The 14,405-nt window shown below is 43.5% G+C and carries 14 protein-coding genes; 10 read left to right on the top strand and 4 right to left on the bottom strand.

The window, feature by feature from the left end; genetic code table 11:
- The first annotated feature begins 106 nt into the window (after positions 1 to 106).
- Positions 107 to 724, top strand: a complete 618-nt coding sequence (gene thiE, locus QWZ07_RS02925) for a thiamine phosphate synthase (protein ID WP_192852827.1) — start codon at positions 107 to 109, stop codon at positions 722 to 724.
- 128 nt (positions 725 to 852) lie between these two features.
- On the opposite strand, the gene QWZ07_RS02920 is transcribed toward thiE, so the two are convergent.
- Positions 853 to 1,197, bottom strand: coding sequence for a hypothetical protein (locus QWZ07_RS02920; RefSeq protein ID WP_009844840.1), 345 nt, complete (start codon positions 1,195 to 1,197; stop codon positions 853 to 855).
- 417 nt (positions 1,198 to 1,614) lie between these two features.
- Positions 1,615 to 2,517 (bottom strand): LysR family transcriptional regulator, encoded by a 903-nt coding sequence (locus tag QWZ07_RS02915; protein ID WP_099165706.1) that lies wholly within the window; start codon positions 2,515 to 2,517, stop codon positions 1,615 to 1,617.
- Between the two features lie 138 nt (positions 2,518 to 2,655).
- Here QWZ07_RS02915 and QWZ07_RS02910 point away from each other — a divergent pair, with 138 nt between their 5' ends.
- From QWZ07_RS02910 to QWZ07_RS02890, 5 genes are all read left to right on the top strand, one after another.
- A complete protein-coding gene (locus QWZ07_RS02910; protein ID WP_017105132.1) occupies positions 2,656 to 3,084 on the top strand; it encodes a PACE efflux transporter in 429 nt (142 codons plus the stop codon).
- Between the two features lie 193 nt (positions 3,085 to 3,277).
- Positions 3,278 to 4,300 carry a helix-turn-helix domain-containing protein gene (locus tag QWZ07_RS02905; protein ID WP_192852828.1) on the top strand — a complete coding sequence of 341 codons (1,023 nt, stop codon included), beginning with the start codon at positions 3,278 to 3,280 and terminating at the stop codon, positions 4,298 to 4,300.
- 233 nt (positions 4,301 to 4,533) lie between these two features.
- Complete coding sequence (locus QWZ07_RS02900) at positions 4,534 to 5,913, top strand: metal-dependent hydrolase family protein (RefSeq protein ID WP_065104617.1); 1,380 nt, start codon at positions 4,534 to 4,536, stop codon at positions 5,911 to 5,913.
- Positions 5,914 to 5,967: 54 nt separating this feature from the next.
- Entirely contained in the window at positions 5,968 to 6,627 is a 660-nt protein-coding gene (locus tag QWZ07_RS02895; RefSeq protein WP_076666702.1) for a DUF3299 domain-containing protein, read from the top strand.
- Positions 6,628 to 6,704: 77 nt separating this feature from the next.
- Positions 6,705 to 7,952, top strand: a complete 1,248-nt coding sequence (locus QWZ07_RS02890) for a carbohydrate porin (protein ID WP_390226481.1) — start codon at positions 6,705 to 6,707, stop codon at positions 7,950 to 7,952.
- Positions 7,953 to 8,060: 108 nt separating this feature from the next.
- Here the strand turns inward: QWZ07_RS02890 and QWZ07_RS02885 are convergent, their stop codons facing one another.
- Complete coding sequence (locus QWZ07_RS02885) at positions 8,061 to 8,528, bottom strand: hypothetical protein (RefSeq protein ID WP_192852829.1); 468 nt, start codon at positions 8,526 to 8,528, stop codon at positions 8,061 to 8,063.
- Positions 8,529 to 8,871: 343 nt separating this feature from the next.
- Between QWZ07_RS02885 and QWZ07_RS02880 the strand changes: the two genes are divergently transcribed.
- Positions 8,872 to 9,876: a Solitary outer membrane autotransporter beta-barrel domain gene (locus tag QWZ07_RS02880; RefSeq protein ID WP_102343964.1), complete on the top strand. Its 1,005-nt coding sequence runs from the start codon at positions 8,872 to 8,874 to the stop codon at positions 9,874 to 9,876.
- A gap of 118 nt (positions 9,877 to 9,994) precedes the next feature.
- On the top strand, positions 9,995 to 11,062 hold the full coding sequence (locus QWZ07_RS02875; RefSeq protein ID WP_192852830.1) for a sensor domain-containing diguanylate cyclase: 1,068 nt from the start codon (positions 9,995 to 9,997) through the stop codon (positions 11,060 to 11,062).
- A 36-nt stretch (positions 11,063 to 11,098) separates the two neighbouring features.
- Here the strand turns inward: QWZ07_RS02875 and QWZ07_RS02870 are convergent, their stop codons facing one another.
- Complete coding sequence (locus tag QWZ07_RS02870; RefSeq protein WP_192852831.1) at positions 11,099 to 12,094, bottom strand: helix-turn-helix domain-containing protein; 996 nt, start codon at positions 12,092 to 12,094, stop codon at positions 11,099 to 11,101.
- A 159-nt stretch (positions 12,095 to 12,253) separates the two neighbouring features.
- On the opposite strand from QWZ07_RS02870, the gene QWZ07_RS02865 reads away from it, so the two are divergent.
- The gene (locus QWZ07_RS02865) at positions 12,254 to 13,375 is read left to right on the top strand and encodes an HlyD family secretion protein (RefSeq protein ID WP_017109123.1); all 1,122 of its coding nucleotides are present in this window, start codon (positions 12,254 to 12,256) and stop codon (positions 13,373 to 13,375) included.
- Entirely contained in the window at positions 13,365 to 14,384 is a 1,020-nt protein-coding gene (locus tag QWZ07_RS02860) for a DUF2955 domain-containing protein (RefSeq protein ID WP_017109124.1), read from the top strand. The genes QWZ07_RS02865 and QWZ07_RS02860 overlap by 11 nt, the downstream gene beginning before the upstream one ends.
- The last annotated feature ends 21 nt before the right edge of the window (positions 14,385 to 14,405 follow it).

Below are 14,405 nucleotides of genomic sequence, written 5' to 3'. Positions count from 1 at the left end.
GTGCGCGCTTAATTGAGCTAATTTAGTATTAACTTCCATGCACATGATGCGAATTGTCGGTAAAATGGTAGCAACTCAATTTAGACTCCGACTCCAAAGGCACAATATGAACCCTTATAAGCTCTACTTAGTAACGGATGACCAACAAGATTTAGAAACGCTTAAGTTTGTGGTTGAACAAGCAATCGCTGGTGGTGTCACTATGGTTCAAGTAAGAGAGAAGCATGGAGATGTGAGAGCTTTCATTGAACGAGCGCAGGCCGTTAAGTCGATTTTGGCAGGTTCTAATGTGCCGTTGATTATTAATGACCGAGTGGACGTTGCGTTGGCTGTGGATGCTGACGGCTTGCATTTAGGACAGTCAGATATGCCGGCTGAGTTAGCGCGTCAGTTGATTGGTCCAGATAAGATTCTTGGTCTGTCGATTGAAACTGAACAACAGCTTCAAGAAGCCGATAGTCTGCCGATCGATTACATTGGCCTCAGTGCGCTTTTTGTCACACCGACTAAGACAAATCTTAAGAAACATTGGGGTTATGACGGTATTAAAATGGCGTTGGAGACAACGAAGTTACCGATTGTCGGTATTGGTGGAATTAACGAATCGAATATCCCGCAGTTAGTTGAGAGCGGTATTCATGGATTAGCACTGGTATCTGCGATATGTCACGCTGAAGATCCAAAACAAGCGACGCGGGATCTGTTGTCTCTAATGGGGGAGTGAAGGGGTTATAGACTAGAAAACAAATGAGGTTAACCATTTGTTTTCTAGTTAAAGAACAGGCTCATAGAAAGGCTAAATTGGCCTATCGCTTGAGCTTTTAAGACAATTTATTGAATACACAGTTTTGTTTACTGAGCGCATAAAGCAACAGTACCGATGATCATAAGAACGATCGCGGCATACCAGCCGTATTGTGCGGTCTTATCAGCAACAAACACCTTAATGTAGTTAAGTTCTTCATGGGCCATTGCAATGAAGTCCGTGTAGTTAATCGATAACTCGCGGCTCGCTTCTTTCAAGTCTTGCTGAAGTTTGTTGAAAGCCTCATCGATGAAGCCTTTTGTTTCTGAAACAGACGGAGTAGCAACCAAAGTTAAGCTATTCCAAACTGCCATACGCGATTCATATTCGCTTTCACTGACACAATTAAGTACGCGTAAATCATACTCTCGTTTGTTACGCTCTTTGCCCATTTTCTCAGGGCAAATATTTCTTAAAACGTTCACGACAAATTTTCCAAAAGGTTCATTTAGATATAAAAAAGCACTCGAAGAGGGCTCATAAACTGGGTGCGAATCAATATTCAAAAGTGATCTATTTGAAGCTTTCACAAGTGGTTGCAGGGCAGGGGCACTTATGTGGGAGATTTGAAGTTGGGTCAGTGGTGTTAAAGAGCGATTTGGTTTTGTCGATATCAGTTTGATAAGACAAACCCTTTGGGATCGCATACTAGTTATGTCACTTTGGGATATCAACTAGGGTGTTTTATCCACACGACAAAGAAAATTATCGGCACGAAAAGCGGAAATGAGGTAGTGCTGGAGAAAACACCACCGTCATTGATTTAGGATTCCGTTGCTGAAATAGGTGAACTCAAGGATTGGGGGAGATTAGTTGGCTTGCCATTGATTGTTCTCTAATGAGTGGCCTTTTAGTTTTTCAAGTAAACTTGTTAACACTGGGCCATTGATATGGCTGCGAGACACTAAGCAACCCACAGGAGTAATCCAACCACCATGTTCGTGTGCCACTGGCAGTGCAACGAGATCGCCTTTCTGAATTCCTTCCATCACCATCATTTCAGGCACATTTGCCCACCCTACGTTCTGTTCAACGAGATCTATGATTGTTTTGTGGTTGTTGGCATACCAAAGCATCGAGCTAATGCCATAGGTGAACCACAATTCGCGCTGCTTCGAGCTACGATGCACACATTGGCGGTAGCGCTTTAGGTCTGAGTCTTGAACGACGGACATTTGGCTCAGCTCGTGTGTGGCAGAGCTGACAGTGAGAAAGCGTGCTTGGCCTAGCAAGAAGAAGTCCATATCTACCTTAAGTTCACCGTCCGCATAGATGATGCCAATCTGCGCTTTTCCGCGTCTGACTAAGTCTTCAACATCGAAGGTTGAGGTGGTAATAATATCGAAGTGTGTGATTGGAAACTGATCGGCTAGTGAGCTGATTATCTTAATGAAATTCTTATCTATGATGCTCTCATCAATGGCAATGATCAGTTCGTGTTCATCTTCTTGGGTCAGCGATTCTACTTTTTGGTCGAAGTACTTTTGTTGGTCGAGAATCGACTTAGCGACAGGCAATAACGCTTTACCTGTGTTGGTCAAAACGGGGATGTTTTTCTCGCGGTTAAACAACTCTTGGTCGATAGCTATTTCGAGATTGGCGATCGATTGGCTGACACCAGACTGAGCGCGTTTCAGCTTGCGTGCTGCAGCAGAAAAAGAGCCACTTTCACACACGGTGACGAAGACTTTTAGTTGCTCAAAACTGTACATGTTACCTCTCGCTCAATACCAAATGGGATGATAATGCTCAGGCTATCACTAATCGTGATGGCTGTTAACTTTCTCTTATTATTTTCGATGACATAATCCGAGCTAATCCAACACAGACTAGATTATTTAGAGGAATGTATGAGTACGTTAGAAAGAGTGTTCCACTCAGTGTTATTCGAAGTTTTGGCCGTAACACTTTCAATTATGGGCTTGGCGATATTTACCGATCATGATGTGAATGCCTTATCAGGAACCATGATAGTTGTCGCGACAATCGCTATGATTTGGAATTACTGCTTTAACCGCATTTTTGATCGCTACTTTACGGGTGAAAAATCTCAGCGTTCACTTAAGCTGAGAATATTCCATGTGGTTTTGTTTGAAGCAGGCTTGTTGATAGCGACGATCCCAGTGATGGCTTTCTTGCTTAATGTGGGGATTTGGCAGGCATTCTTAATGGATATCGGCGTGACCATTTTTATTACCATTTACGCGTTTGTGTTTAATCTGATTTACGATCATGTGAGAGCCTTCTTGGTGAGAAGACGCGAGTTAGTTTTACTTTAGTGATTAGTGATTAGTGATTAGTGATTAGTGATTAGTGATTGGTGATTAACGTTGAGTGTTAGCTAGCGGCTCGCGAGAAAATACGGGGTGTATCAAGGTTCCGGTCGAAATTATGCCTCCGTTAGTCGTGATAAAGTCTGCTATCTTGTAACGTAAGCTGAATTACTTTTCATGGATTGCTTTAGAGGAACGGATGCCAATGAGTCACCAATCACTTGCGATAGTGAGCAAAGAAGAAGTTGAACTCTTTCTTGGGTTATTCCAACACCTAGATGGTGATATCTATTCTTTGCTCCGCGATGCGAAAATCCCTAACGATATATTAACCAATCGTCAGCACTATCAATATCTTCCAGAAACCACGATCAAGAACGTGCTGGATCTTATGGGTCGCGCTTCGTCCAAAGAAGAATTTGCCCTGTATATTTGGAATTTTTGTAAACAGGTTTATGTTCCAAGGTTTGTCGCTCAACTCTCCCAAGAAAGTTCATTGAAATCGGCTTTAGAGCAGTTTTGTGAGCAGATAAAGCTGCAATCCAGTGACGCCAATATGTATGTGACTCAATCGGGCGGAAAGTGGTGGTTTGTTCGTGAGAAGCAACACAACGACAGTGTTTGGGCTCATTTTTCAGAACTGTTTGCCGTGGTGTTCATGAATGAATTGCTACTGAAATTGACACAAGGGCAGTGGGCTCCAACCGAAGTGGGCATTCAAGGGGATGATATAGAAAGCTTTCAATGTTTACCGCAAATGGGGCCGGCTCAGCTTTTCAGTGGAAGGCCTGTGACGGCCTTTTGTATTCCTGAAGCAATGATGTTGTCGCCGATAGTTTTGGCGAGGCAAGCCCAGGCTCGTCCCAAAGCAGAGGATGACGCTAAAAGTAACTCGGCTTTTCCCAACACGTTTGTCCCATCATTTTGTTTGGCGATAAAACCTTACCTATCAATGGGTAAACTTCCAATAAGTTTAGCCTCTGACATTCTCAATATTCATGTTCGTACTATTCAAAGACGACTTGATAGGGAAGGTGTCACCTATAAAAAGCTCATTGAAGATATGGTGCTAGAGCAGACCTTAGAGTTGCTAAAGTACTCTGACCTTTCCATTACCAGTATCGGTTCTAAGATGGGGTATTCTGACTCATCTCACTTCACACGCGCTTTCAAACGCCAAATGAACATGACACCTAGACAATACCGGAAATCATACTGCTGAGCATCACACAATCTTCTTAGAATTCCCCTGTGTCATCAAATGGCCGTTTTTCAACCTTGAAGAGTGTCAATATCACTACTAAGTTATTGAATGTTGATGAGATGTTTTAGTGCTGTCGTTTACGCTTGTCGTAATTCCTAAAAACACCTTTGAAACCTCATGACACTCAATCGTAGTTATGGACTCGTTATGGGAAATGGATTCCACTCATTTACGGATAACAAGGTGTGAAAATGAAAAATGCAGGCTTAAAGCTTTCTATGGTAGCGCTTTCTTGCTCATTTGCTCTCTCGGCAAACGCGGCATCAACGCTTTTTACGAATGTTGATATCTTCAACGGCACAGAAAACAAGCTTTATGAAAACCATCATGTTCTCGTTGAAGACAATCTGATCAAACAGATCTCAGCAAGCCCTATTGAAGCAGGCGAGGCTGTCGTGATTGATGGTGAAGGGAAAACCTTGATGCCAGGCTTGATTGAAGGCCACGGGCACTTATTGCTGAACGGCGGAAACCTGAGCGATCATGAAAACAACCGTACTATCGAAGAGCTAGCGGCGCGTTCAACGGTTAACGCAAACGCAGCATTCCAATCGGGCTTTACTACTTGGCGTGATGCTGGTGGTTTGAATACAGGCCTGCGTAAAACGATCGATTCTGGGATGATAACGGGGCCACGTCTTTACACGTCGGGTGCCTTTATTGGCCCAACAGGATCTCACGCCGATTTTAGTAACCTAACCACGGCTAACCAACATTTCTTTGGTTCAACAACCAGTATGGCTCGCAATAGCGTGAGCTTTAATGCGGATGGTATTACTGAAATTAAAGCGGCGGCACGTCAGAACTTTAAGCAAGGTAACAGTCAGATAAAGATCATGTCATCGGGCGGTGTTGCATCATCTTTTGACCCGTGGCAGCTAAATGCGATGTCAGCGGAAGAAATTGAAGCTGCAGTTGAAGTCGCAGATGCTTATGGCTCTTATGTTATGTCGCATGCCTACAGTAAAAAAGCGATTATGCGTAACCTCGATGCAGGGGTTAAAACCATTGAGCATGGCTTTATGTTTGATGGCGATATTGCCGACAAAATGGAAGACAAAGGCGCGTATATCACCACCAATATGACCGCGTTCTCACCATATTTAACTCAGATAGAAGCGATCAACTCTAACCCAGCCTCTAAGCGTAAAGCAGAGTCTGCAACTAAAGCATTCAAAGACTACATCTCGAACGTAAACAAGTATCAGCCTAAATGGGGTTTCCACACGGACTGTGTTGGTGACATGGTTTCTTGTATTAAACAAACCGACCACACGATTTACCTTGCGGGTAAAGAGCTGGGTAACTTCTTCACCTTGAAAGGCATGACATCAGTAAATGGTGAAATCATGAAGTTATCTGGCGTGATGGACCCGTATCCAGACGGTAAATTGGGTGTGGTGGAAGAAGGTGCGTACGCCGATCTACTTATCGTAGAAGGTAACCCACTTGAAGACTTATCCGTGATTGGGGCAAACGAGAAATGGTTTGATGCAGAGCCACGCAACCCTGAAATCGATACCATCAAAGTCATCATGAAAGATGGCAAAGTCTACAAGAATACACTTTAACTTCGTTTAATTGATGGCCTGCTCCGGTAGGCCTCTTTCTTCAAGGTGCACATCATGCAAAAAACACTTTCTCTTGTCTTGTCAGTGTTATCACTTACTACCGTCTCTCTACCCACTTATGCCAATACGGCCGTTGCTCTTGAGTGGCAAGACCTTAATTCTGCTGCACAGGAAGTGACACTCGAAATGCCTGATCTGACCGATCAACAAATGCGCCTATTACAAGGTGTGATAGCGATGAGTGCATCAAAGGAAGAACAAGTGCAACAACAGGCTGTGGAATTCAAAGAAACGTTAAAAGAGCAAGGCATCAACGCAGATGAAGTGATCGCACTTCGTGATGAGTATATGCAAACCATGAAAGCGAGCGCTGAAGCGATCACCACTGAGTTTGATGGCAAGAAGGTTCGAGTACCCGGTTTTATTGTTCCTTTAGAGTTCTCTGAAGGAATGACAGCAACAGAATTCTTATTAGTTCCCGTGGCAGGAGCGTGTATCCACATGCCACCACCACCTGCAAACCAGATTGTGCGTGTGTCTTTCCCTGAAGGCTTTCAGGTACAGAACGTTCAGTATCCAGTATGGGTAGAAGGTGACTTTAGCTCGAACAAAGTGACCGAAGAGGTTTATCTCGTTGATGGGAAAAGCAACCTCACTATGGGCTATGAAATGAATGCTTCAATGATTGAAGACTATTACGAGAAAGAAAATTAATGGTTGTCATCAAATGACAATTTTCGATGTGAGCAATGAATAAAATAGAACGAACTTAAAAAGCATTGGTGACAAAGATGAATTCAAGATTATCTAAAGTAAGTATGGCAGTGATGGTGGCGGTAACCTCATTGAGTCCTGCGGTTTATAGCGCGAACTTTGAAGGTCCAGACTCTGTTGAAAATACCATTGCACAACAAAAAGATCAGCAGCTGAATTGGCGCGAAAAGCTTGCCGCAGATGGCTTTACATTTGGTGCGGATTACTTTGCTTTAGGCCTTACCTCTGGAGATGGGGTTGGTGGCGATAGTGTAGATGCCTCATCGGGTGTGGCGCGACTGTACGGTTCATGGCACCTACTAGGGAACGGCACGCAGAACTCAGGTAGCTTGGTATGGAAGGTCGAACATAGGCATGCCTATGGCAATACTTCACCAAAAGAGTTTGGCTTTATAGGTTCAGACCAAATTGGATATGTAGGCTTGATCGCTCCAGCTTTCAGTGACCAAGGTTTTCGAGTTACTGACTTAAATTGGAAGAAAAAAATCAACGATGGTAAAGGCACCATTATTGTTGGCTGGCAAGATGTGACGAACTATGCCGATGTTTACGCTTTAGCAAGCCCGTGGTCTGGTTTTACGAATTTAGCATTCTCGACAGGTTCAGGTGCCATGGGCTTGCCGGATGATGGTGTGCTTGCGCTTTCTGCGGGTCATATGCTCGGCGAGAATTTTTATGTGGTCGGTGGTATCGCCGATGCAAATGGTCAGTCAGATGATATCTTTGATGGCTTTGACACCGCTTTTGGTAGCGATGCATCTTACTTTACAACATTGGAGTTAGGTTGGACGGCTTCGCAAGAGCAGATCTATACCGATAACTTCCACGTGACCTTCTGGGATTTTGGCGACGATACTCGTCATAGTAATAGCCTTGCAACGGAAGGTGGTTCAGGGGTTAATTTTTCATGGAGTCAGTTTATGACTCCTCAAGTGATGCCGTTTGTTCGTGGTGGTTTCTCTGAAGGGGATGTTGCCCTTTACGATAAATCAATTTCCGTTGGTATGGGCTATTTCGGGTTAGGAAAACCAACCAATAACCTAGGTGTCGCGCTGAACTGGGCTGAAGTGAACGGTGATTCTTTTGAAGCTGATGCGAAAGCGATAAGTGGTGGTACAGAGCAGTGGACAGCTGAAATCTACTACAACATGCAGTTTGGTGAGCACCTTCAAGTTACGCCAGATATTCAGTACATCAAAGATCCTGCGTTCTCTAGTGAAAGCAGCGCTTGGGTATTCGGTATTAGAGCGAGAGTGTTTATCTAATTTCGCTAAACGTTATCTTGTTTAGACTTAAAGCTAAACGTAAAAAGTGAGCCCTTAGTGGCTCACTTTTTTGTTTCTCGTTCGATTAAACCTAATCTATTCGAGCGCTTAGGCTTTTTCGGTTTTCTGCGTGTCATCCAGTGCAAAGTAGATTTTAGAAACAATCACTTCGGCAACCAGAATGGTAAAGACCACAGCAAAGAAGGCGATGACACCGTTCCAAGGGCCTGTGAAATCGACTTTGTCACCAAATAGAATGTTGATCGCTTCAAGCGTAACGAACTTTGAACCGACGAGAATCACGTAGCTCGACAGGCCTCTGTAGATCTTAGGGGCAGTGCCGGGTTTCGACTTGAAGTAATCCGCGAGCTTATGTTCTAAGCCGATGGATAACTTGAGCAACAGCTGTAGCAAAATCGCGGCAGCAAATGAAATGGTGAAAGACTCGATATTGACGAAGTCCCAGTATTCATCAAAAAAATTGAGAACGGTTAAATCAACGAGTACGGCGAGTGTGTAACCGACAAAGAGCCGTTGGGGCGTATTAAATCCATATACTTTTTCTATATTGCTCATCTACATCTTCCTGAGTAAAGGGTTATAAAAAACTTAGGAGATAAACTTATAATTTTCAAACGCTTATTCTTTTATATGCGAAACAGCTCTTAAACCGGGTGTGGCGTATTATGGTAAGTATCCCTGTCGAGATTGATCCAAGATGGTACTTCGACTTAAAGAGGAGTACGTATGATTATTTATTTTAGGATACAAGACGTAGAAGAGCTTTGGGGCGCGATAGATTTAGCGACACTCTTACAACTGGAACTTAGAGGGATATCAACGCCTGCATTAACTATCTGATTGAAATAGTGATATTACCAATTACACTTGAAGCATAAGTTTGAATGGAGTCAACTTAATGCTTTCACCCCGCACGTTATGTCACACCTTAATTCCCCTTATTCTTGGTAGCTTCATGTCTTCGACTGCGTATGCTTCAAATGAAGCGATAAAGGATCGTTTAGAGAAGATATTCGCCGCATCGATTGCCCTTACAGACAGTGACGCTGTTTCGATTGGCTTTGTTGATTTTGATCCGAACTCGTTTATTAATCTCAATGACAACGGTTTTGGTTCTGACAAAACCATTGATACCCGTAGCCAGGTGAGCGTTGGTTCCATTCCTTATTCGTCGACCATCAAAACCGACAATCCTGATCTCGATGTGATTTGGTCTGTGCGCGCATCTTATGTGTTGTCAGAACAAGACATTGAGTTCTCAACCGACGTGACTTCTGATCGTCGTCTGAATCCAAATAAAGACACCGTGTTGGGCCTGTATGGCTTTATGGGGCTTCAAAACCAGTTAGATCGACATTGGTCTATCGGTTATGGCTTAGGTGTCCACACACTCTATTACCGCAATAAATACGAATACAAAAACAGTTACACCAGAACCTTTCAATCGCAACTCGATGGTTATGCGTTGAACACGTCAGCATGGGCATTAATCGGCGAGCCTTCCGTTAAGTTGCAGTATTTAAAGCCGACTAACTGGGGAAGCTGGAACGTATCTTCTAGAGCTCGTTATTTTTATGGGACAGGGTGGGGAGAAGCCAACGACGGTGATATCGGTAACCCTGAAGGTTTCCGGTTTATTAATGAGATTGAATTCAGACAAAACGTAAAGTGGGAGTCACTTTCCCTAAATAACCCACAGGTTCACTATAACTTCAGACGAATCGATATCGCGGGTGATCTCGAAGATCCTTTTGACACCCATTATTACTACGAATTTGGGGCTGGTTTGGTATTTGATGTCCCTTACGATTCTTATTTCTTTGATAACTTTGGTGTCGGAATCAACTTCAATTACGGAAGTTCATTGAGTGGCGGTAGCTTACTCTTTTTACTCAATAATTAGCATAAGCCTTTGATCTTAAAAGTACGCATATAATTTGAATTTGTATGTGTCGTAAAATGGTAAATATCTTAGTGGAAACTTAGCCATCATAGCGATTCGCCCATCACCAGAGCAAACTATGAACAAGTTAAGTTTTGACCGAAAAATTCCGCTATACGTGGTGTCTACACTTGCCCTCAATATGGCCGTTAGCCTGTGGTTACTGAGTGTGGTTTCTTCGGCAGTCATGGCTTTTTCTGTGTGCGCTTTATTTGTGCTCAGCAGCCTCATTACTGCACGCCTATATCGACATGAAATGGCTCAAAGCAAGAATAGCTTGTCTGAAGCGATTATTGATGGCGTCGCTGGTTTTATCATCCTCGACAGTCAATTGAGGGTAATACAAGTCAATCAACAGTTCTCTCGAGTTTCAGGCTATGCCTTTGACCAAGTCGAGTCTCGCCCGATTTCTGCTCTCTGCTTCATGAATAACAGCAGTTTGATATCGACTATCACTCGTTCACTTAAGGAAAATCATAGGTGGAAAGGTGAGTTGAGTGGGGTCAGTCGACTCGGCGAGCAGTTTACTGTCAATGTAGTGGTGGAAAAGTTAACTGAAATACTGCCGCACAATAATAAATACGTTGTGACCTTTACGGATATTAGCCGACGCAAAGTATTAGAGCGTCGATTAAGAATGCTGGTGGACACCGATTCCCTAACAGGGTGTTGGAACCGTCGCCGTTTTGATAAAGATCTCAACCATTATTCAAACTTAGCTGAACGTTATGGTTATACGCACTCTTGTTTGGCGCTAATCGACTTGGATCACTTTAAATCCATTAACGATAACCACGGCCATGACCAAGGTGACGCGGCACTTAAAGAGGTCGCTGAACTGTTGAGAAATAACAGCCGAGACACTGACATCGTAGCGCGAGTTGGCGGTGAGGAGTTCGCTATCTTAATGCCAGAAACTAACTTGGCAGAAGCGTTTGAGGCGATGTATCGATTGAAAGAAGTGATAGCCAAAGGCACAAGTTTGAATTTAACCGTGAGCAGTGGTGTGTCTGAAATACAGGCACAAGCCGAAGCGACTTATCGCAGTGCGGACAAGGCGCTTTATTGCGCCAAAGATAACGGGCGAAATAGGGTGTGTAGCTCTAGTTTTAGCTCAGGTTACGCGACACCAATCGTCCTTAGTTAGGCGTGTGTCGCTCTGGCTAATTGGTTAGATCTGCATCTAAGCCGAGATCGAGCGTTGGTAAATCTTGGGCGTGAGGCCTGAAACACGTTTGAAGGCTCGCGAAAAATGAGAAATGTTGGTGTATCCCAACTGGCTCGAAATGTAGGTCAGCGTGTGTCCTTCTTCCATAAGCTCACATGCGACTGAAAACATTAGGTTTTCTTTGATCTTTCGATAGGTCGTATTTTCATTTTTGAGTTTGCGTTGAAACGTTCGCACAGAGAAGTTGAGCAGTTCAGCCGCTTCTTCAAGTGAAAGGTCTTGTTCTTTCATGTAAGGCTTGAGTAGCTCATAAACGCTGTCAGTAAAGCTCGTGTGCCACTCAACAATCGCAGGCTTGTTACTCAAATCTTTGGCCGTGAGACGAATAGGGATTTGTAAGATCTCGTCAGGGATCATAATGGCTGTAGAGCTATGGTCGATAAACAGTTGGCAGTGACTTGAAAGCAGTGTTTTAACGATGTCTGTGTTATGTCCTTGTAAGCGGACTTTGGTTGGTAGCCAACGTGATTTAGATAAAATGGTTATTAGTTCAATGATATAGGTGATAGCGAAAACTTCACCCCATTGGAACATCGGAGAACTATCTTCAGGGGCGGTTCGACAAAACCAACTTTGCCCATGCTCTTGGATAAAATCGACTCTGCTGCCGGGAGAATCGTAGGTGAAAATCGTGTTGATGTGTTTTAACGAATCTTCAATCGTTTCGAACTCGGTAAATTGATGCAATACGTATGGGATGATTCTTTGTTTAAAGGCGAGGGCGAGTAGGTCTGTAAAGCGAGATACGCCAAGTTGTGACGACGTTAGATAAATCAGTCGTTTAATCGATTCTGATGGCACAAAGTCGCTTTCAGACTCGATAAGATCAGGCGGCAAACCCGAATCCTTTAGCAATTTATGTAGATCAAGTCCGTAGTCAGTAAAAACTTGAACGAGTATTTTTGCGTAATTGGTTTGAATTACAGGCACTTGGTAAGTGGCGTCAACCATATTTCAACAGTCCTTGTATGCAATTGCATTATTTAGACACGCGTATCATTTAGCGTGTTTAGTTTAATAAATCTAACCCTATTTACTTGAGTTTTCCATGGTCGGGTTTATTTTTAAGGTATTAATTTTGTTGATGTTAGTTATTTAGAAGGGAGTCCCATGTCTGAAGTCACAGGGAACAAGCAAGACGATAGTGAAGAAGTTACTCAACCAAAAAACGGAAAAGACAGGGTAAGAAAGGTCACGAACTACCTCCTATTTTTTGTGGCATTTACACTGCTATTCAGTGTAATCGCTGATCGTATTATTCCAATCACTGATAATGCACGCGTGAAGGGTTATATCGTCCCGATTAAACCAGAGGTGTCGGGCAAAGTTTTGGATATTTTAGTCCAACCGAATCAATTGGTTAATCAAGGTGATACGCTCGCCATTCTTGATGAATCGGATTACCGAATTGCCGTTGCACAAGCTGAACAAAACCTTGAAATTGCTGGGCAAAATGTTGGCGCACAAACAGCGAGTATTGCTTCTGCACAGGCAAAGCTAACGTCAGCGATTGTTGAAAGACAGAACACCAAGTTGCAAGCTAAACGTGTATTGGAGATGGCCGACAAAGGTGTGGTCTCTAAATCTGATGCAGACAAAGCTAGGGCCGCTCTAGCAACTTCTCGAGCGGCTGTTGTCAATGCAGAGGCGGATCTTGAAGGCGCGAAACAACAAATGGGTAAAGAAGGTGAAGAAAACAGCCAAGTGAAAGCCGCATTATTGGCGTTGGAGCAAGCTCAATTAAACCTAGAACGTACGGTTATTAAAGCGCCGACTCAAGGTGGTGTGTCTAATTTCAGTTTGTCAGAAGGTTTCTATGCATCTGCAGGGCAAGCCATTATGACGTTTGTTTCTACTGAAGATATTTGGATTGAAGCCTACTTCCGTGAAAACAGCCTGGGTAATGTCACCGTTGGTGATGAAGTGGAAGTCGCTCTCGATTTTGCTCCGGGGCAAATCGTTAAAGGCCGAGTGAGCAGCATCGATTGGGGTGTGGACTGGGGGCAAAATGATCAAGCGGGGAAACTTGCTCAAGCGAGTCAGCAAACAGGCTGGTTACGTCAAACTCAGATGCTTCCTATCATGATTGAATTTGAACGCGATGATATGCAAGGAATGTTGAGAGTTGGTGGGCAAGCGGACGTGATTGTTTACAGCGGTGATAACTTTGTTTTCAATGCGATAGGTAAACTGTGGATTCGATTTATAAGCGTATTGTCTTATGTCCGATAAGCCCATTCTCGACCAACAAACACAGCAACGGATCCTGCGTTACACCGTCGGGGTCACGTTGGCTGTATTTTTGGCGGCGTGGATCAATTGGCCATTGGCATTTGTGGCTCCTGTATTCACAGCCAAGTTCTTAATCGATAAGCCAGATCTCCATAAAGAAACCGTCTACGAGCTGTTATTGGCCGTGGTGGTGACCATGGGGTTGGGCTTGTTGTTATCTCGTGGTATCACACACTACCCAGTTCCTCTTTTGATTTTAGTGGGCTTGATGATGCTTTGGGGTTACTACTTATTCGTTGACCCTAAATGGAACTTGTTCGCGACGATTCTGTTGATCGCAGTGCTCATGTTGCCGTTCATGGCCATTTCTAATCCGGGTGTTTCCGTATTATTAGCATCGGGCTTGGCAACCTCAGGTGTGGTTTCGGTGACGATTTTTGCACTCGTACATTTCTTTTTTCCGGAGCCTAAATCTGAATTCTCAGGGTTCGCCGCTGCTCCCCTAGAAAAGAAACAGCGTTGGTATGCGGCCTTTAGGGCGATGATTATCTCCTATCCAGTCGTTTGTTTTTTCTTTATTTTTCAAATATCTGAAGCTTTACTGACAATGATGTTCATTGCCTTGCTATCGTTGATGATTACGTCAGAGAAGTCGATAAAGTTGAGCGCTTTTCTGGTGATAAGTAACGGTATCGGGGGATTGCTGGCGATTGCTGCTTTTTCAATTCTTTCTATAGTACCCAACATTGTCTTCTATTCTTTGTTTATAGGACTTATTGCCATTCTTATGGCTACCAAGATCTACACGGTTCCTGAAAAAGCACCTATTTTCGCCACTGCATTTAGTACCTTACTGGTACTGGTTGGTAGCACATTGATGAGCTCCGGTGACATCGATAGCAACACATTCATACGCATATTCCAATTAGTGTTAATTGGTATATACATGATTTTGGCTTCACTCTTCCTTGAAACCAGGAATTGGAAGTTTCTACAAAATCAGCCTTAATTTTGCCCTTACAAGGACGTC

It is taken from the genome of Vibrio lentus (genome assembly GCF_030409755.1).
GTDB lineage: Bacteria > Pseudomonadota > Gammaproteobacteria > Enterobacterales > Vibrionaceae > Vibrio > Vibrio lentus.
Note: the sequence above shows the minus strand (reverse complement) of the source record. Positions and strands in the feature narration are given on the sequence as shown.